This is a genomic window from Acinetobacter sp., from assembly GCF_050285345.1.
Classification (GTDB): Bacteria; Pseudomonadota; Gammaproteobacteria; order Pseudomonadales; family Moraxellaceae; genus Acinetobacter.
Genome location: NZ_JBLZXR010000020.1, coordinates 49,860 through 66,968, shown reverse-complemented (window position 1 = coordinate 66,968; position 17,109 = coordinate 49,860). Strand labels below are relative to the sequence as shown.

The following is a 17,109-nucleotide window of genomic DNA, read 5'->3' as shown; positions in this document are numbered from 1 at the left end:
GGCCTATTTATTAACAAAGAATGTATGTATTGGCCTTCAAATACACCAAACACAAAATTAATCCCGCCAATTGTACCCGATAGAGGAGGCTTGTTGCTAGCTTATCGATATTGGTCTTTAGGATGATTTTTTAATCGTTTCAGTATTTAAATTAGGGTTGCTCCCTTAAAATTAGCACTGATCGTTTATTTGAATTAATTAATCGTTTTTTATTATTTTTTACACTTATACGGTTTTTTAAGAAAATTATGACTGATTAGTTTTACATCCAAACTCCTTATCTTAATTATCCAATGCAGTTTCTAAGCTGTACTTTTTACGCCCCAGCCATTCATTTACAGAATACCTCTCACATCAAAATCTGATGAATATCATTACGATTTCATCCACTATTTTCCTAAAAACAAACATCTTCGCTGATTACTTTTTCAGTTTCATGACACTCCACCTTCGGCAATCTTGTGACTTTTTTGCAACCCTTTGACATCACTTTTAAAGAGTGTGATATTTGTAATGAAAACGACTAAAAGCAAGCACAAAGGAGAGACAATAATGACTTTAGAATATACGCACAAACCTGATTATTACCTATCTGCGCAACTGGTGGTTCACCATATTCACACCTATTTAGAAAAGCACCCAGACGCACAAAATGCCATTTTCGATTTGCGTGATATCTATGAGTTGTTACGCCATGATTTAGCTTCTGCGACCACCAATTTAAATGGCATTATGAATATTGCGGATGAATATAAGCTTGAAACCTTAAATGGCGACCAAAAACTCATTAGCAATTATTCTGTCGATGCCAAAAACAATTCACTACTCATCGACTTTAATGCAGATGCACTTGCAGCATTAAAAAGTGGTAAACCTTTCATCGAACCGGATGCTTCAATTACTGAATAAGCGAGCACATACCGCATTGTTTATTCAGACATAAAAAAGCCATTTAGTATTGAATGGCTTTTTTATTTGAGCATCTAAGTTTATAAAAGCATTAACCATCAAGGTCGTTTTGCTCTCTCACATCTTTACGTTTTGACTTCTTAAATCGCTTTGCTGGCCACGTCATGGTAAAACGTGCTCCACCCAATTTTGGACTGGTATCAATCGAAATCGTACCACCAAACCAATAGGCAATTCGACTCACAATCGAAAGACCTAAACCATAACCACCCGATGCACGCGTACGGCTGTCATCCAAACGCGCAAAGGCATCAAAAATTCGCTTACGATCTTCTTCAGGAATACCCGGCCCATCATCTTCCACACTGATATAAGCTATCCCGGCTTCATCCAATCCACCACTAATCAATACCCGATCATCACAGTAGCGCACCGCATTGCCCACAAGGTTTTGCACCACACGATGCAGATAGCGTCGTTCTGTTTCGACAATAACACCGACGGGCGGCGCATCCAGTTCTAGGGTTTTTCCAGTTTTTAAGGCTTCAGTTTCGATCACCACCTGATCTAAAACTTCAAAGAGACTAACATCTTCAAACTCTAAAGATGGCATGCCCTGTTCCAGCTTGGCATAAGTCATGATCTCGTCAATCAAAGTATTCAGCGCTTCAATATCTTTGTCGATTTGATCCACCTGTTGCTGGCGGTAATCATAGTCATCTTCATCCGCCATCATTTCCACACCAAAGCGTATACGGGCTACCGGTGTACGCAGTTCATGCGATACTGCGCGCATCAATTCACGCTGTGCTTCAATCAAACGTTCAATATGATCCGACATCGAGTTATAGCTCGATGCCAAGGTACCAAATTCATCGGTACTTTCAACCGGCAAACGGACAGATAAGTCCCCACCTTTCATTTTATTCAACGCATAGTTGACCGCACGCAATTTACGTTGCATCGGCACCAACAAACCATATACACCAAGGCTTAAGACAAATAAGCTGAGCAAGGTAATCCCCGCCGCCAACTGGAATGGCATCCAATTAAACAGCGGCACAGGCCCCATGACTAAAACTTCAGAAGTTGAGCTTGGAATCGGTGAGACAATGGAAATTGTGGTACCACGCTCAGTTGCACTATCGCGATATAGAATAATGCTGTGATCAAGCCTTAAACGACCGATCTGCTCAGAGTCAAGCGGTAAATTTTGTACACTTTGAATTGAGATCGGATAAGAGAAATGGTGTTGAATCTTTTCGAGGTACTGTTTTTCCTGACCCGGGTAATAGACCAAATAATCCAGAATAAAAACCGGTAACGCCTTCATTTGACGTTCAGTGATATTCTCTGCCTTGATATAAAGCAGATGTTCTGGGTCTTCTTTTAAGCCAATAATAATATAAGCTGCCGAAGTCTGTGCATCCCAACGTACCACAGCTTTACGCTCTTCAATACGATTGGATTCTGCACGGGTTAAATCAACCTGATTGGCTTTGACATAATAGATCGGCAACTCAAGTAGATCCGATGCATCCGACACCCAATCTGACTTTTGTTGTTCGTTGGGCTGACGTGCAATCCCCTCACTAATAATGAAGGCAAGCCCATCGGTCAGTGACTCACGATATTCTTGCGCGCGTTGGTAGTTAATAATCTGTACCAATAAATAGCCAAATGTTGCCACCAAAAAAACCAAGATCAGTAGCCCGGCATAGACGCGCAAAAATATACTGTGTTTCAACACGTAAGAAGTGTCCTACATTACCAAACGAAGGTACGGCATTTTACATTAAATGCCGTTAGTTTCTTTTACAAATAAATAACCTTTACTACGTACCGTTTTAATACGTTTTGGATTTTCAGGATCATCACCAATTTTTGGACGAATACGTGAAATACGTACATCAATTGAGCGGTCCTGACCATCGTATTCAATCCCACGTAGACGCTCAAAAATATCCTCACGAGAAAGGATGCGACCTGCATTCGACGCCAATAACCATAAAAGGTCATATTCTGCACTGGTGAAATCCACCAATTCATTATTTAGCGTTACAGAGCGACCACCATTGTCGATAACGAGATCATCAAATTCAATGCGTTGTGCCACTTCATCTTCTGGCACTTTATCTGTACGGCGCAATAAAGCACGAATACGTGCGAGCAATACGCGAGGTTGTACAGGTTTCGCCACATAGTCATCCGCACCCATTTCCAGACCCAATACTTGGTCCATGTCTTCGGTACGCGCAGTCAACATTAGAATCGGTTGATGGTAGTGTGGACGAACTTCACGGCAAATGGTCAAGCCATCTGCACCCGGCAGCATGACATCTAATAGAACCATGTCGGGTTGTTCTGCAATAATACGACGAATCGCACGATTACCGTCTGGCTCTACGCCGACTTCAAGTCCGTTACGGATTAAATATTCTTGAGTTAAACGTGCAAGACGTTCATCGTCCTCAACAATTAAAATTTTAGGTAACTTTTCTTCTTGGCTCATTGACTGCCCCTTATTTGATTGGGCGTATCCTATTTGAAATCCGATAGATACGCTTAAACATAATTTGCAATATACACACGTTTACATTGTAAACAAGATGGCATTCACGAAACTGATACATCAATATCGTATTTTGTAATAAATTTTAGCCTGTCATATTTCTGTGCATTTGTTCACTAATTATTTCCGTGCGGCATTGCTCATTTTATCCACAAAATAAAGTTTGGATACATTTCAACCGGACAAAAACTGACTGCTTAAGTCACAAGATTTTATACTTTATCGAGTTATCCACAATGTTATCTATAAGCACTCTATTTCGACTTTGCTATGCTATGCCCTTGTCAGATAAGGCATATATAACAAAGATAAAAAATAAGGATTTTTTTACAATGGATGATGCCGAAATTGATCGAAACTTTTAACTAAATGTCAATATTGATCTACCCTGATTTTTCCCGTATCTTGTGTCCAATTAATTTTTAAACCACTAGGTCTTGTGTTTAAGCCCTCAAACACTGTGGCATGTTTTTTGCCCAGTTCAAACGGTCCTAACATAAAAATAGATGAAAAATGGAGCTATGCCAGCATGAGCGTAACGAATTCAACCCCTGGTCAAATTCAGGTGATTAAACGCACCGGTGATGTTGCACCTTTTGATGCAGAAAAAATCTCTGTTGCAATTGGTAAAGCATTTTTGGCAGTTGAAGGCCAGCAAAGTGCTGACTCTAGCCGTATTCATGACCGTATCTCTCAATTGACTGAGATGGTATTGAATACTTTTAACCGTCGTTTACCGTCTGGCGGAACCATTCACATTGAAGAAATTCAAGATCAGGTCGAACTTGCGCTAATGCGTACTGGCGAACAAAAAGTTGCACGTTCATATGTAATTTACCGTGAACAACGTGCTGAAGCGCGTAAGCAAGCAGGTGCAAACCACCACCCAACATTACAAGTAACAGGTGCTAACGGTCAGCTTAAGCCACTTGATCTTGGTGCACTTGAAGCAAACATTGCCAAAGCTGCTGAAGGTTTAGAAGGCATCGAGGTTCAAGCGATCATCGATGAGACCGTTAAAAACTTGTATAACGGCGTAAAAGAGTCTGACATCTCAACAACAATGATGATGGCGACCCGTACCCGTATTGAACAAGAACCTAACTATACTTATGTGACTGCACGTTTACTTCGTGACAATCTGGTTGCTACCGGTTTAGAGTTCTTAGGCTTGCCTACAGACACCAACGAAGGTGACGCTTTAGAAACTTTCTTGAAGAAAGGTATCGAGCTCGATCTTCTTTCTCCAGAACTGCTTAACTTTGACCTTGCAAAATTGGCGGCTGCGATTCAACCTGAACGCTCGAACCAATTTACTTACTTAGGTCTACAAACCTTATTTGACCGTTACTTCATCCACTCAGATGGCGTACGTTTCGAATTACCACAATTATTCTTCATGCGCGTTTCAATGGGTCTTTCATTGAACGAAGAAAACCGTGAAGAACGTGCAATCGAATTCTATAACTTATTGTCTAGCTTCGATTACATGGCATCTACGCCTACTCTATTTAACTCAGGGACTTTACGTCCGCAGTTATCTAGCTGTTACTTAACCACGATTGCCGATGACCTATACAACATTTATGGTGCAATGCGTGATAACGCAATGTTGTCTAAATGGGCAGGTGGTTTAGGTAATGACTGGACACCAGTTCGTGCCTTGAACTCATACATCAAAGGAACGAATGGTAAGTCGCAAGGTGTTGTACCGTTCCTGAAAGTTGCTAACGATACGGCTGTAGCAGTCAACCAAGGTGGTAAGCGTAAAGGTGCAGTGTGTGCATACCTCGAAACTTGGCACTTGGATATTGAAGAATTCTTAGAGCTTCGTAAGAACACTGGTGATGACCGTCGTCGTACCCATGACATGAACACAGCGAACTGGGTTCCTGATTTGTTCATGCAACGTGTATTTGAAGATGCAGAATGGACACTGTTCACCCCTTCTGAAACGCCAGATCTTCACGATTTAACTGGTGCAGAATTTGCTGAACGCTATGCTTACTACGAAGGCATCGCAAAAGAAACCAACATGCTACATAAGAAAGTCCGTGCGAAAGACTTATGGCGCAAAATGTTGTCAATGTTGTTTGAAACTGGTCACCCGTGGATCACATTCAAAGACGTATGTAACTTACGTTCACCACAACAACACGTTGGTGTAGTTCACTCTTCTAACTTGTGTACAGAAATTACGCTGAACACTAATGAAGATGAAATCGCAGTATGTAACTTAGGTTCAATTAACCTTGTGCAACACGTTCAAGGTGGTGTGTTAGATCGCGAAAAATTGGCACGTACTGTGAAAACAGCGGTTCGTATGCTTGATAACGTGATTGACATCAACTACTACGCGGTTCCTCAAGCACGTAACTCGAACTTGAAACACCGTCCAGTGGGTATGGGTATCATGGGCTTCCAAGATGCGTTATACGAAATGAAATTGGCTTACGGTTCTGAAGCTGCAGTTGAATTTGCTGACGAATCAATGGAAGTGATCAGCTACTACGCGATTTCAACTTCAAGCGATTTGGCAGTGGAACGTGGTACGTATGAAACCTTTAAGGGTTCATTGTGGGATCAAGGCATCTTACCAATCGACTCTTTAGACATCGTACAAAAAGCACGTCCAGACCGTATGTTTGAAGTTGACCGTACAATGCGTTTGGACTGGGATACTTTACGTACTAAAGTTCAAAAAGACGGTATGCGTAACTCTAACGTGATGGCGATTGCTCCAACTGCAACTATTTCGAACATTTGTGGCGTATCTCAATCGATTGAACCAACTTTCCAAAACTTGTATGTGAAATCTAACCTTTCTGGTGAATTCACAGTGATCAACCCGTACCTAGTACGTGCGTTAAAAGATCGCGGTCTTTGGGACTCTGTGATGGTCAATGACCTGAAACACTTTGAAGGTTCAGTGCAAAAAATTACACGTATTCCTGAAGAGCTGAAAGCAATCTTCGCGACTGCGTTCGAAGTTGAACCACGTTGGATTGTGGATGCTGCATCACGTCGTCAAAAATGGATCGATCAAGCACAGTCACTTAACCTTTACATCTCTGGTGCAAATGGTAAGAAACTGGACATGACCTACAAAATGGCCTGGTTACGTGGTCTAAAAACCACTTACTACCTACGTGCATTGGGTGCGACTTCTGCTGAAAAATCAACCATTAATACGGGTGCATTGAACGCAGTTAAACCTGCAACTGTTGCTGCGGCTCCTGTTGCAGCCGTAGCTCAAGAAGCGAAACCTGTCGTTTCTGCGGAAGAAGAAGGTTTTGCGAATGCAGCGCCAGTGCCACAAGCATGTTCAATTGACAACCCAGATTGTGAAGCTTGTCAGTAAGCTGACAGGTTTCAAATCCCCCTAAATCCCTCTTCTTCAAAGGGGGACTTCCAAACTTTCAAAAGTTGGAGTCCCCTCCTTTTCTAAAGCAGGAGGGTTAGGGAGGATTAATGAATTAAAAAATAATAGAGGGAATCTCCCATGCTCCATATGACACATAACTATTTGTTAGGTCTGATTGCCTTGGTAGTTTCCTTTATCATTTGTTTGTACATGCCCCTTGCCTACGCTTGGGTCAAGATTCGCGAACAGCAGCGTAATCAAAATAAGTAGTGGGGAGATTTGCTCTATCGAACAAGATTAGAGCAGTGATCGACAAAACTTAATTTTGCTTACACAGAATGAGCGTATAGTAGGACATCTCAGCGTGACTGGATGTCTATAAAAGATATAAAGCAACGAAGAGAGAATTGTTATGTCTATCCTAAGTTGGGACGATTTCGAAGATGATGAACCGAAACAAGTTGCACAAGCTGACCAGCCTGCGCCCGTCGAACCGAAGAAAACGACTGATTCGCAAGTGGTATCTAATGCACAGCACTCATCGCCGAATTTGGCAGCTGCACAACCCGCTCGAACCAATACAAATCGACCAACAGATTCAACCGATCCGTTGGCAAGAGCATCTAACGCTCTAGAAACGTTAGATGTTGCTCCGGGCTTAGAAGAGCTTGAAATGGGTGCTCAGCGTGTACAAGTTGATGATAAAGCGATGATCAACTGCCGTGCTGACTTGAACCAATTGGTTCCATTTAAATACGAATGGGCTTGGCAAAAATATCTAGACGGTTGTGCTAACCACTGGATGCCACAAGAAGTCAACATGAACCATGACATCGCGCTTTGGAAGTCTGAAAATGGCTTAACCGAAGACGAACGTACCATTGTAATGCGCTCATTGGGCTTTTTCTCTACTGCCGATTCATTGGTTGCCAACAACTTGGTCTTGGCGATTTATCGTCATATTACCAACCCTGAATGCCGTCAGTACATTTTACGTCAAGCATTTGAAGAAGCGATTCACACCCATGCGTACCAATACTGTATCGAATCTTTAGGTATGGATGAAGGCGAAGTCTTCAACATGTACCGCGAAGTTCCATCAGTTGCACGTAAAGCGGCTTGGGGGCTGAAATATACACAGTCTTTAAGTGATCCTACGTTCAAAACAGGTACACCTGAAAACGACCAAATTTTGCTTCGCAACCTGATCGCGTTCTACTGCGTACTTGAAGGGATTTTCTTCTACTGTGGTTTCAGTCAAATCTTGTCAATGGGTCGTCGTAATAAGATGAATGGTGTTGCTGAGCAATTCCAATACATCCTACGTGATGAATCTATGCACTTAAACTTTGGTATCGATATGATTAACCAAATCAAGATCGAGAACCCAGGTTTATGGACTGCCGAATTCCAACAAGAAATCATTGATATGATTCTTGAAGGTACGATGCTTGAAATCGAATATGCTCGTGACACTATGCCACGCGGTGTGTTGGGTATGAACGCAGCAATGATGGAAGAATATTTGAAATTCATCTGTAACCGTCGTTTAAGCCAATTGGGCTTACCTGAACAGTTTGCTGGTGTGAACAACCCATTCCAGTGGATGTCAGAAATGATGGACTTACGTAAAGAGAAGAACTTCTTCGAAACTCGCGTAACTGACTACCAAACTGGTGGTGCATTGAGCTGGTAAGAAATTACTTCAGTAAAAAAGCGGGACAAACTAAAATGTTCCGCTTTTTTATATAGAAATACATTAACTTATGAATATCCTTTAGTATAATTTTAATACTATTCTGTTAATATAAAACAGTTAAAAAATACATCAACTTTATAAAAACCACATATAACAGAGGTAAAAATGAAAGGCCAGATTTTAGATTACTCAATTCAAACCAACTCAGGTATTATCACTGCCGATGATCAAAACCGTTATGAGTTTACTGGTGCAGAATGGCGTGGGCAAAAACCGCCTGCGCGTGGTGACAAAGTTGATTTCTCCATTAATGAAGATGGACAAGCTACTGAGGTTTATGTTGCACTAAGTACTGCAACCCCTATACAAAACCTCTCACAACAACTAGATAAAATCTCAAATCAAGACCAAGCAGAATCACAATTTAATATGATTGATTGGTTTGTAAAATGTCTAAAAAATTATGCAAACTTTACTGGTCGTGCGCGTCGTAAAGAATACTGGTTTTTCACCTTGACCTATCTGATTACAATGATTATTACGATCATTATCGATTCAATACTTGGAACCAATGGAATCTTTACAGGTATTTTCATCTTGGCCATGATTGTTCCTTCACTTTCTGTTGCAATCCGTCGTTTACATGACATTAATAGATCTGGTTGGTATTGGCTAATTCAAATAATTCCACTTGTTGGACCTATTCTTTTTTTAATCTGGCTGACGACAGAAACCAAACCTGAAGTAAATCAGTGGGGACAACCTGCAAAATAACTGAAAGATAGTGGCTACTTCTCAGGTAGCCAGCTAATCAACAGCACATCAACTCGGGAAAAATATGAAAGGACAAATTCTAGATTTTTCGATTCAAACTAATACAGGGGTGATTAGTGCTGAAGATGAAAAGCACTATCAATTTACTGGTCATGAATGGCGAGGTCAAAGACCACCTGCACGCGGCGATCAAGTTGACTTTGCTCTAGATGAAACTGGGCAGGCGGTACAAGTATATATCGCATTGCAACAACAGAGCTTTGTAAGCAATACACGAGCGAACTACAATGAAGAAGAGGAAAACTATGACTTCTTTGCGTGGTCATTCAAACCGCTTAAAAATTTTGCTGAGTTTGAAGGACGTGCTCGACGTAAAGAGTTCTGGTTCTTTTGGCTATTTTGTATATTGATCAGCATACTGGCATCAGTTTGCGACTTAATCATTGGCAGTGAACCTTGGTTAGAAAATATTTCTAGCATTATTTTACTTATTCCAAGTTTAGCTGTTGGTGCGCGCCGACTGCATGATACAGGACGTTCAGGTTGGTGGCAGCTTTTAATCTTTACAATTATTGGCATCATTCCACTTATTATTTGGTGGGCAACAGATACCAAAGCCGAAAATAATCAATGGGGACTACCTGCTCGAGACTTACAACAATAAAAAAGGCGCAAAAAGCGCCTTTTCTTTTGCCTCAATACCATTAGCCATATTTACGAGCAAAGTCTTCATCAGAAGTACATAAGTAAATAATGAATTCAATAAATGCCACGATTGAAGGAATAAAGGTCCAACAAAATAACAGGTAGACAATACCCCACCCTATACGACCTAAATAGAACTTATGAATACCAAAACCACCAAGGAAAAATGCCAAAATTGCAGCCACAATACGATTCTTTTGACCATATTGATTACCTAAAGCCGAAGGCACTGATATCAAGTAAATATTCGATGCTTGACCTATTCCTTTAATTTCAAAATCGACAAACTGTCCACGTGCAGGTGCATTCTGTCCTTTCCAATCACCACCAGAAAATTGGTAACGATTTTGATCATCCCCACTGATCACCCCTGTATTTGTTTGTACAGAAAAATCTAATATTTGCCCTTTCATCCTACCCTCTTTCTTTAATACTTTTATATTTTTACATATCGTTGCGGTATGAATATACGCAACGAAATATTCGACAAATCATACCATTAACTTATTGTGCTAAATAGCATTTAGAAAATATCAACCGCAGCGCATACACCACAGCCATCGCAAAAATCGCATAACCCGCAGGCGCTATGACCAATGGAATACACAGCACAATCACCACAGTCAGCGGATAGAGTAATTTTTTTAATTCACGCTGATGATGCAGTTCATGGAGGAGATATAAACTGGCACACAAAGTTCAGCAATGACCAACAAAATAAACAGATAAATACTGAAATGAATCGGTGTGAAATGAAACAATAGCCAGCCACTTTGCACAAGAATAATGCCAAAGGCGTAACCCAGTGCAGTTGCCCTTCTCGCAAGATCATTTTTGGCGACCCGAAACCATTGGGTGACCAAACCTAAACGCATGATGGCATAACCAATGATAATCACATCAAAGTCTTGCTGCTGAAATGCGCTTGGAATGCCCGCCGTGATCACCAATGAGCCAATAATCTGTACAAAGGTCAACACTCGATACAGTGCATCATCATTATCATAGGCCGAAGCAAACCAGCTAAAATTCATCCATGCCCACCACAAGGCAAAAAACACCATGCCATATAGAGTTAGGCCTTGGGCAATATGATTCTGAATCAAAGCGTGATGTAATTGCTGCCCTGCTGTCGCAATGGCAATCACAAAAATCAAGTCAAATAAAAGCTCTAAAGAAGTGGCAACGCGGTGCTTTTCATGAGGATCACGAGGCAACAGTGGTTTGAGCCATTCACGAGGGAATAAAAATGAACTTGGCATGCTCAATCAGCTTTATTGTTTTATTTCATCGATTTTTTCAAATCTATATCTCGGTGACAAGCAGGCTTACAAAATTATTAGATGAAAATCAGTGATCAACCGATGTAACTTTACCCATGACGATCAAATCATCGCTCAAACAGATCTCTCTGTTTCATTAATGGATTTGGGAAATTTCGCTCACATTTTCAATATGGCTGAACAGAATTTCGATCAACCTATTCAGGAAATAAATTTGCAATACACTTGGGGCACGACTGTACCCCGTCATGCTATGCAGTATTTACGAAGATGCTACTTTGGGTCGTTGAAAGCTTTCGATGCAGGCAATTAAATCAGGAAATGCTGCAATTTTTTGTGCAGGAGCTGCATGTTTCAATTCTTCAACACTGCCATAACCATAACTGACAGCAACCCCCTGAATACCATGACGACGTGCACCCAAGATGTCATATTCACGGTCACCGACCATCACACATTCGTCTGCACTTAGCTGCTCTTGTTGCAAGATATATTCAATCAAGTCGCCTTTATTGGTGCGCTCGCCATTCAGCTCACTGCCATAAATCACGGTAAAATACTGCGCCAAGTCAAAATGTTCTAAAATTTGACGTGCATACACAGTTGGTTTTGCTGTCGCGACAAACAGTTTAAAACCCAATTGTTGTAATTGTTCTAAAGTCTCTGCCACTCCCGCATAGACTTTATTTTCAAATAACCCCGTCACCGCAAAACGTTCACGATAGCCCATTACCGCTTGCTCAGCCAAAACATCATGCGCATCCACATTTAAAATTTTCGCCAACGATGCTTTTAGTGGTGGGCCAATAATCCAGTCAATATTGATATCTTCTGAAATGGGATGACCAACTTTTGCCAAGCCATAACGTGCCGAAGTGGTAATCCCTACTTTCGGGTCGGTTAATGTGCCATCAAGGTCGATCAATATATTCTTAATCACAGACTGCCCCTTATCCATTCACTTCGGCAAAAATGCTATCGAGTGTTCGTTAAAAGTTGCCTATACTATCGCAAATTCTGTGTAATAAGGACATCATTGTGCGCCCGACTGTACTTTGCTTTTCTGGTCTCGACCCATCAGGTGGTGCGGGGATTCAAGCCGATATTGAAGCCATTGGTCAAAGTGGTGCGCATGCCGCCATTGCTTGCACAGCGCTGACCATTCAGAACTCGCAGCAAGTCTTTGGTTTTAGCGCAACTTCACGTAAAGTGCTACTCGCCCAAGCTCATGCAGTGGTCGGTGATTTACCAATTCGCTGTGTCAAATCGGGTATGTTGGGTACGATAGAAAATATTGCAGCATTGGCTGAGTTTTTAGAGGAACACCCTGAATATGCCTATGTGCTTGATCCTGTATTAGTTGCAAATAGTGGCGGTTCTTTGGGAGATCAAGCCACCTTAGTTAAAGCCTTTACTCAATTGATTCCCTTGGCAACCGTGTTAACCCCAAACACCGTTGAGCTTCGTGCGCTCGCTGGCGAAGATGATCTTGAAAAAGCCACCGCAAAACTTTTTGAAATGGGTGCACAAGCAGTTTTAGTCAAAGGCGGTCATGAAGATACACCCGACTATATTCAAAATGCACTCTACGTGAAGGGTGAGTTGGTTTCCAAGAGTCGCTGCCCACGCTTGGCTGGTGAATATCATGGTTCAGGTTGTTCTTTAGCCAGCTTTATTGCTGGTCGTTTAGCCTTGGGCGAAGAGTTAAAAACTGCTGTACATCATGCAGAAGCTTGGTTATTTGGTGTGTTAAAAGTTGCCGACTCCCCTGTGGAAGGCGGACAAAAAATTCCAAAACGTTTCTAAAGCGCTTAAGATCCTTAAATAAAAAGCCCTGATCCTCATCAGGGCTTTTTATCGTTGTCGTTGTATTAAATATTTAAATTTAAGACTCAGGTTGCACCCGATACAGCAAAGTCGGCAAATCCCAAGCACCACCTGCGAAACCTTTGCATAAAATCGTTTGTGCTTTATAGGTTTTGATAAAACCTTTTCCGTTCCACGCCCATTCCTCAACACTTAAGCAATCCCCAATACCGCGACCGCGTTGGTTTGAGAAAATCTGTCCTTCACTAAAACTACTGCCAGTAAAGGTTACAGTTTGTTTGATCTGTTTTAAACTTCGATCCATAACCCAATAGCCATGGCCCTCATTATATGCCCCACGCCAACACGGCACTTCGACCAGCACATTCTGGCGATTTAAGGGAAACACAATGACACGATCGTCGGCTAAAAAGTTTCCATCAAATAGTTGTGGGCAGTCTTCAGTTTTGGTTTGCTTTTTAAGCTGAGAGAATAATTGCTGAGTTGTCGGTGACTGAATTGCATGCCGATTTTGCATACCCTTGATGTAATTTTTAATATTCATCTTTGGGATAGTTTTTGCTTTCAAGACTTGATCAGATGAAGCGGTGGTTTTCCTGACCAATGCGGAATCGGTGTCTATACGTTTTTGAAAATCATCCATCCTTAACAATATCGCACTCGCACCCTGAACTGAAAGTTTCCATTGTTTATTTTTTAACGTCCAGATAATCGGCTGCGTCCCTTGCAATGCCTGAATCAATTTTTGTGTTTGCAGGTGACTTAACTGTCCTTCAGCCGTTTTTGGATCAATTTTAACCATGCCCTGATTTTGCCCTGCAATCAGCAATTGCAGTTGTGTTAATTCAGCACCATCACCCTCATGATCAACTTTGACCCGTGCATTGACCTGTGTCTCTGCACCTGCGGCACGTTGTAACAACACTGAAATCGCATGATGGGCTTCATCTGACTGATAGCCCGCAGCTCGACAGGTTCCGGTATTATCACAAGCAATTTCCCAGTCTTTATGGGCAAAGTAGTTACCCTGAATCTGAGCATGGCTCGAAATACTCGAAGAAACAGCAGTAAGGCCGAATAAGATCTGCCAGATGACTTGCTTATTTTTCACGTCCTTGGCCCTTAAACATGATCTTTACTCCATCTTAAATCTGTTGAACAGGAAACTCCAACCTCAAATGGTCCATCTATTTTTATGCTAAAAAACCATCAGGTTGATAGATTTTTTTTCATTTCTTAAATTTACTATTTTCAACATTGCTGGCTTGTATTACATGCATAGCCAGTGTTTTTTATCAATTGCCAGTTCTTTTTATCAACTGAGACATCAGCAAGAAAATGTCAGCGGCTTACTACGATGAGTTACCACATCAACAGGGACAGAAATGTGTTGATGCACAATTTTCCATTGTGATTGGATTTTACGTAATGCAATCGTTGTACGACACCATGTGATGCTTGGCGTTGCAATTCCATTCAGATTATCAATCTTTGAATAACAGTGCACAAAGGCCAAGGTTGAATCAGCATGTATGACCAAATCACGGCGATACACTTTTAACCCTTCCCGAAAATAATTCTGATAACGTTCCCACATTTTTTGATAGGCCATCAAGCTTTGCATTTCACAACTGACATCAAAAAAACACACATCAGCTGCACAAAGTTCAGCAATATTTTGAATATTTAACTGACAAATCACCTCATCCCAACGTGCTAAAAACTGTTGTATTTCTTCCCCTGCTTGCTGATCCCCAAAAATCTTGATTTTGCTCTGCATCTTTGCCACCTTTTCAAGCACCTATATCATTCAAAAATATTTCATCCCGACACAGAACTCTTCCCCCATACGTTGCAAATGCCAATCCACACCGTGCCAACTGTCTTATTGGTCTCTTTAGTTGTGTCATTTTTAGTTGGCTAAATCTTTAACTGGTTAAGTCTTTAATTTGCGTACTCGACCCATTACTTTTCACCGACTCAATACCTTTGTCGCGCGATTGCTCAGAGCCATAAAATTGGCTGATTCCAATAATCTGATGATTGGCCGCTTTCAAATTAAAATATGGCTTGCCATTTTTGGCCGTCAACCGTTCAAAACGACGATCATCCACACTATTTTTTTGCACAGATTCAATTCCATTCTGTGCAGAGGCTTTGGCCTTATAAAGCTCACTGGTTAAAATAATTTCGCCATTTCCCGCTTTTAGCACAAAACGGTATTGCTGATCATTTGATTGACTCATTTCGTACCAACCTGCCATGCGTATCCCCTTATTAATCGTTGTTTTTAGCTCTTATTTTTCATCAGGATTTATTGTTTAAAAATCATCCCGATTGCTCGAATATAAATGAACCACGTCACATTTTTCAATAGCATTTTTAATCACGACACAAAATTACAAGTAAAATAATTAAGAAATTATTTTGAATAAAACAAATAAAATGCTGTCAACAAAAAAACCGGACGGTGCTGGTTGTTTATCTTAATTTCAATTCACTGTGGTTATTGCACAGACATATCTACATCATTATGGTTTTTTGTGCTCACGAACACCTTAGAATAGGTTTGCTTGTTCATTTCTTGTATTTCAACACACAGCTGTAAATCTACAGTACTTTTTACATATTGCTGTAATACTTGCAGTAAAACTGTGGAGATCTGTTTTTGAACTTCAATACTGCGTCCGGTCAGCAATGAAACTTTCGTATGCACATAGGCTTGGGTTGATTGATCATCCAAACCAACCACAAACTCATGTTGTATAACTGCTCGGCTTTTAATGTCATGGATGGAGTTTATATATCCCGTTGCAAATAAAGCACTGTTCAACGCTTTAAGTAATGGTCGTGCTTGAATTTCAAGATTATCTGAATATTCCACATGAATATGAGGCATGGTTAAAAGACCATTTGAAAAAGTATTTTTATATTATGCCTTGAGCAAGCAAAAGACTCTATTTTACCTTAAAGCTTCTTCTTATTTTTAAATCGACTTAAACTAAAATTGACCTAGCCTCAAAATAAACTCAATCTAAAAACCTACCTAAACCAAGCAGCGCCGTGTTTAGGTAGATCTCAATCATTGCATTAAAAAAGTCTAATTCAGATTAAACTTTTTTCACATATTCAGATTTTAATTTCATAGCACCAACGCCATCGATTTTACAATCAATATCATGTCCATCAGCGGCATCAAGCAAAAGTCGAATATTTTTCACTTTGGTTCCAACCTTCACGACTGAAGATGAACCTTTAATTTTCAAATCCTTAACCACAGTTACGGTATCGCCATCGGCCAATACATTGCCATGGGCATCCTTAATCACAACCTGTTCTTCTGCCGCGAGTTCACCCTCACGCCATTCATGTGAACATTCAGGACAAATCAGTAAATCACCATCGTTATAAGTATATTCTGAGTTACATTGGGGACAATTTGGTAAAGACATAAAAGACCTCAAAAAAATAAATGGCGCATAAATGCCATAAAGATCCTAATATAACATTGATCCTGATGTTATGAGCTGAAAACCTTATTTTAAATAAGGTTTTTACTATTTAGCGTTAACAATATTCAAAATGTAGGGATGATAACAAATCTTAAAGTTTTACTTTTTCTCACTTAAGACAGCTTTCAAGATATGCGCATGATTTTGCTTCATATTTTTTGCTGCTGTGAGCAAGGTTAATTCTTCATCTTGTGCTAACTGACGTAATTCCTCCAAACCATCCTGATGCGTTTTTAACTCTTGTAAATAGCGTCGCTTAAACTCAGTCCAACGCTCATCCATCGCTGCATCTTGATGATACCAACGGCGCAGCTCAGTGGATGGCGTGAGCTCTTTTGGCCACAGGTCTAAATGCGCCGAAGCCTTACTCACACCGCGTGGCCATAAGCGATCAACTAGAACACGAGTACCATCGCTACTTGTTATATCGTCATAAATTCTTTTAATTTGAATAGACATCTTTT

The 17,109-nt window shown here is 40.7% G+C and carries 17 protein-coding genes and 1 pseudogene; 7 read left to right on the top strand and 11 right to left on the bottom strand.

Annotated features, from left to right (window positions below; genetic code table 11):
* Positions 1–552 precede the first annotated feature (552 nt).
* Complete coding sequence (locus ACN6OV_RS01510) at positions 553–909, top strand: hypothetical protein (protein WP_427949040.1); 357 nt, start codon at positions 553–555, stop codon at positions 907–909.
* Between the two features lie 91 nt (positions 910–1,000).
* On the opposite strand, the gene bfmS is transcribed toward ACN6OV_RS01510, so the two are convergent.
* Complete coding sequence (gene bfmS, locus ACN6OV_RS01505; protein WP_427949038.1) at positions 1,001–2,659, bottom strand: sensor histidine kinase BfmS; 1,659 nt, start codon at positions 2,657–2,659, stop codon at positions 1,001–1,003.
* A gap of 45 nt (positions 2,660–2,704) precedes the next feature.
* A complete protein-coding gene (gene bfmR, locus ACN6OV_RS01500; RefSeq protein WP_427949036.1) occupies positions 2,705–3,421 on the bottom strand; it encodes a response regulator transcription factor BfmR in 717 nt (238 codons plus the stop codon).
* A 589-nt stretch (positions 3,422–4,010) separates the two neighbouring features.
* Between bfmR and ACN6OV_RS01495 the strand changes: the two genes are divergently transcribed.
* The 5 genes from ACN6OV_RS01495 to ACN6OV_RS01475 all read left to right on the top strand — a co-directional run bounded on the left by ACN6OV_RS01495 (position 4,011) and on the right by ACN6OV_RS01475 (position 9,982).
* Positions 4,011–6,842: a ribonucleoside-diphosphate reductase subunit alpha gene (locus ACN6OV_RS01495; protein WP_427949034.1), complete on the top strand. Its 2,832-nt coding sequence runs from the start codon at positions 4,011–4,013 to the stop codon at positions 6,840–6,842.
* Positions 6,843–6,983: 141 nt separating this feature from the next.
* Positions 6,984–7,115: a hypothetical protein gene (locus ACN6OV_RS01490; RefSeq protein WP_427949032.1), complete on the top strand. Its 132-nt coding sequence runs from the start codon at positions 6,984–6,986 to the stop codon at positions 7,113–7,115.
* A 142-nt stretch (positions 7,116–7,257) separates the two neighbouring features.
* Positions 7,258–8,541 (top strand): ribonucleotide-diphosphate reductase subunit beta, encoded by a 1,284-nt coding sequence (locus ACN6OV_RS01485; RefSeq protein ID WP_427949031.1) that lies wholly within the window; start codon positions 7,258–7,260, stop codon positions 8,539–8,541.
* A gap of 168 nt (positions 8,542–8,709) precedes the next feature.
* Complete coding sequence (locus ACN6OV_RS01480) at positions 8,710–9,318, top strand: DUF805 domain-containing protein (RefSeq protein WP_427949029.1); 609 nt, start codon at positions 8,710–8,712, stop codon at positions 9,316–9,318.
* A 64-nt stretch (positions 9,319–9,382) separates the two neighbouring features.
* The gene (locus ACN6OV_RS01475) at positions 9,383–9,982 is read left to right on the top strand and encodes a DUF805 domain-containing protein (protein ID WP_427949027.1); all 600 of its coding nucleotides are present in this window, start codon (positions 9,383–9,385) and stop codon (positions 9,980–9,982) included.
* A 40-nt stretch (positions 9,983–10,022) separates the two neighbouring features.
* Here ACN6OV_RS01475 and ACN6OV_RS01470 read toward each other — a convergent pair whose 3' ends face one another.
* The 3 genes and pseudogenes from ACN6OV_RS01470 to ACN6OV_RS01460 form a co-directional block, all read right to left on the bottom strand.
* Complete coding sequence (locus tag ACN6OV_RS01470) at positions 10,023–10,436, bottom strand: TM2 domain-containing protein (protein ID WP_427949026.1); 414 nt, start codon at positions 10,434–10,436, stop codon at positions 10,023–10,025.
* A 267-nt stretch (positions 10,437–10,703) separates the two neighbouring features.
* Positions 10,704–11,285 (bottom strand): annotated as a pseudogene (locus tag ACN6OV_RS01465) (low temperature requirement protein A); the annotation flags it as partial.
* A 283-nt stretch (positions 11,286–11,568) separates the two neighbouring features.
* Positions 11,569–12,246: an HAD-IA family hydrolase gene (locus tag ACN6OV_RS01460; RefSeq protein WP_427949024.1), complete on the bottom strand. Its 678-nt coding sequence runs from the start codon at positions 12,244–12,246 to the stop codon at positions 11,569–11,571.
* Positions 12,247–12,344: 98 nt separating this feature from the next.
* On the opposite strand from ACN6OV_RS01460, the gene ACN6OV_RS01455 reads away from it, so the two are divergent.
* Positions 12,345–13,112, top strand: a complete 768-nt coding sequence (locus ACN6OV_RS01455) for a hydroxymethylpyrimidine/phosphomethylpyrimidine kinase (RefSeq protein WP_427949022.1) — start codon at positions 12,345–12,347, stop codon at positions 13,110–13,112.
* 79 nt (positions 13,113–13,191) lie between these two features.
* Here ACN6OV_RS01455 and ACN6OV_RS01450 read toward each other — a convergent pair whose 3' ends face one another.
* The 6 genes from ACN6OV_RS01450 to ACN6OV_RS01425 all read right to left on the bottom strand — a co-directional run bounded on the left by ACN6OV_RS01450 (position 13,192) and on the right by ACN6OV_RS01425 (position 17,104).
* Positions 13,192–14,244 carry a DUF1176 domain-containing protein gene (locus tag ACN6OV_RS01450; RefSeq protein ID WP_427949020.1) on the bottom strand — a complete coding sequence of 351 codons (1,053 nt, stop codon included), beginning with the start codon at positions 14,242–14,244 and terminating at the stop codon, positions 13,192–13,194.
* 216 nt (positions 14,245–14,460) lie between these two features.
* Positions 14,461–14,913, bottom strand: coding sequence for a YybH family protein (locus ACN6OV_RS01445; protein ID WP_427949018.1), 453 nt, complete (start codon positions 14,911–14,913; stop codon positions 14,461–14,463).
* Between the two features lie 148 nt (positions 14,914–15,061).
* Positions 15,062–15,397, bottom strand: coding sequence for a YegP family protein (locus tag ACN6OV_RS01440; protein ID WP_427949016.1), 336 nt, complete (start codon positions 15,395–15,397; stop codon positions 15,062–15,064).
* A gap of 242 nt (positions 15,398–15,639) precedes the next feature.
* Complete coding sequence (locus ACN6OV_RS01435) at positions 15,640–16,032, bottom strand: 5-carboxymethyl-2-hydroxymuconate Delta-isomerase (protein ID WP_427949014.1); 393 nt, start codon at positions 16,030–16,032, stop codon at positions 15,640–15,642.
* A gap of 211 nt (positions 16,033–16,243) precedes the next feature.
* Positions 16,244–16,585: a zinc ribbon domain-containing protein YjdM gene (locus tag ACN6OV_RS01430; protein WP_427949012.1), complete on the bottom strand. Its 342-nt coding sequence runs from the start codon at positions 16,583–16,585 to the stop codon at positions 16,244–16,246.
* Between the two features lie 159 nt (positions 16,586–16,744).
* A complete protein-coding gene (locus ACN6OV_RS01425) occupies positions 16,745–17,104 on the bottom strand; it encodes a DUF488 domain-containing protein (RefSeq protein WP_427949010.1) in 360 nt (119 codons plus the stop codon).
* Positions 17,105–17,109 lie beyond the last annotated feature (5 nt).

Excerpts from the sequence above, each read along its gene's own strand:
- ACN6OV_RS01495 (WP_427949034.1), top strand. The coding sequence starts at position 4,011 with ATGAGCGTAACGAATTCAACCCCTGGTCAAATTCAGGTGATTAAACGC.
- ACN6OV_RS01480 (WP_427949029.1), top strand. The coding sequence starts at position 8,710 with ATGAAAGGCCAGATTTTAGATTACTCAATTCAAACCAACTCAGGTATT.
- ACN6OV_RS01485 (WP_427949031.1), top strand. The coding sequence starts at position 7,258 with ATGTCTATCCTAAGTTGGGACGATTTCGAAGATGATGAACCGAAACAA.
- bfmR (WP_427949036.1), bottom strand. The coding sequence starts at position 3,421 with ATGAGCCAAGAAGAAAAGTTACCTAAAATTTTAATTGTTGAGGACGAT.
- ACN6OV_RS01435 (WP_427949014.1), bottom strand. The coding sequence starts at position 16,032 with ATGCCTCATATTCATGTGGAATATTCAGATAATCTTGAAATTCAAGCA.
- ACN6OV_RS01470 (WP_427949026.1), bottom strand. The coding sequence starts at position 10,436 with ATGAAAGGGCAAATATTAGATTTTTCTGTACAAACAAATACAGGGGTG.
- ACN6OV_RS01445 (WP_427949018.1), bottom strand. The coding sequence starts at position 14,913 with ATGCAGAGCAAAATCAAGATTTTTGGGGATCAGCAAGCAGGGGAAGAA.
- ACN6OV_RS01475 (WP_427949027.1), top strand. The coding sequence starts at position 9,383 with ATGAAAGGACAAATTCTAGATTTTTCGATTCAAACTAATACAGGGGTG.
- ACN6OV_RS01510 (WP_427949040.1), top strand. The coding sequence starts at position 553 with ATGACTTTAGAATATACGCACAAACCTGATTATTACCTATCTGCGCAA.
- ACN6OV_RS01425 (WP_427949010.1), bottom strand. The coding sequence starts at position 17,104 with ATGTCTATTCAAATTAAAAGAATTTATGACGATATAACAAGTAGCGAT.
- ACN6OV_RS01490 (WP_427949032.1), top strand. The coding sequence starts at position 6,984 with ATGCTCCATATGACACATAACTATTTGTTAGGTCTGATTGCCTTGGTA.
- ACN6OV_RS01430 (WP_427949012.1), bottom strand. The coding sequence starts at position 16,585 with ATGTCTTTACCAAATTGTCCCCAATGTAACTCAGAATATACTTATAAC.
- ACN6OV_RS01440 (WP_427949016.1), bottom strand. The coding sequence starts at position 15,397 with ATGGCAGGTTGGTACGAAATGAGTCAATCAAATGATCAGCAATACCGT.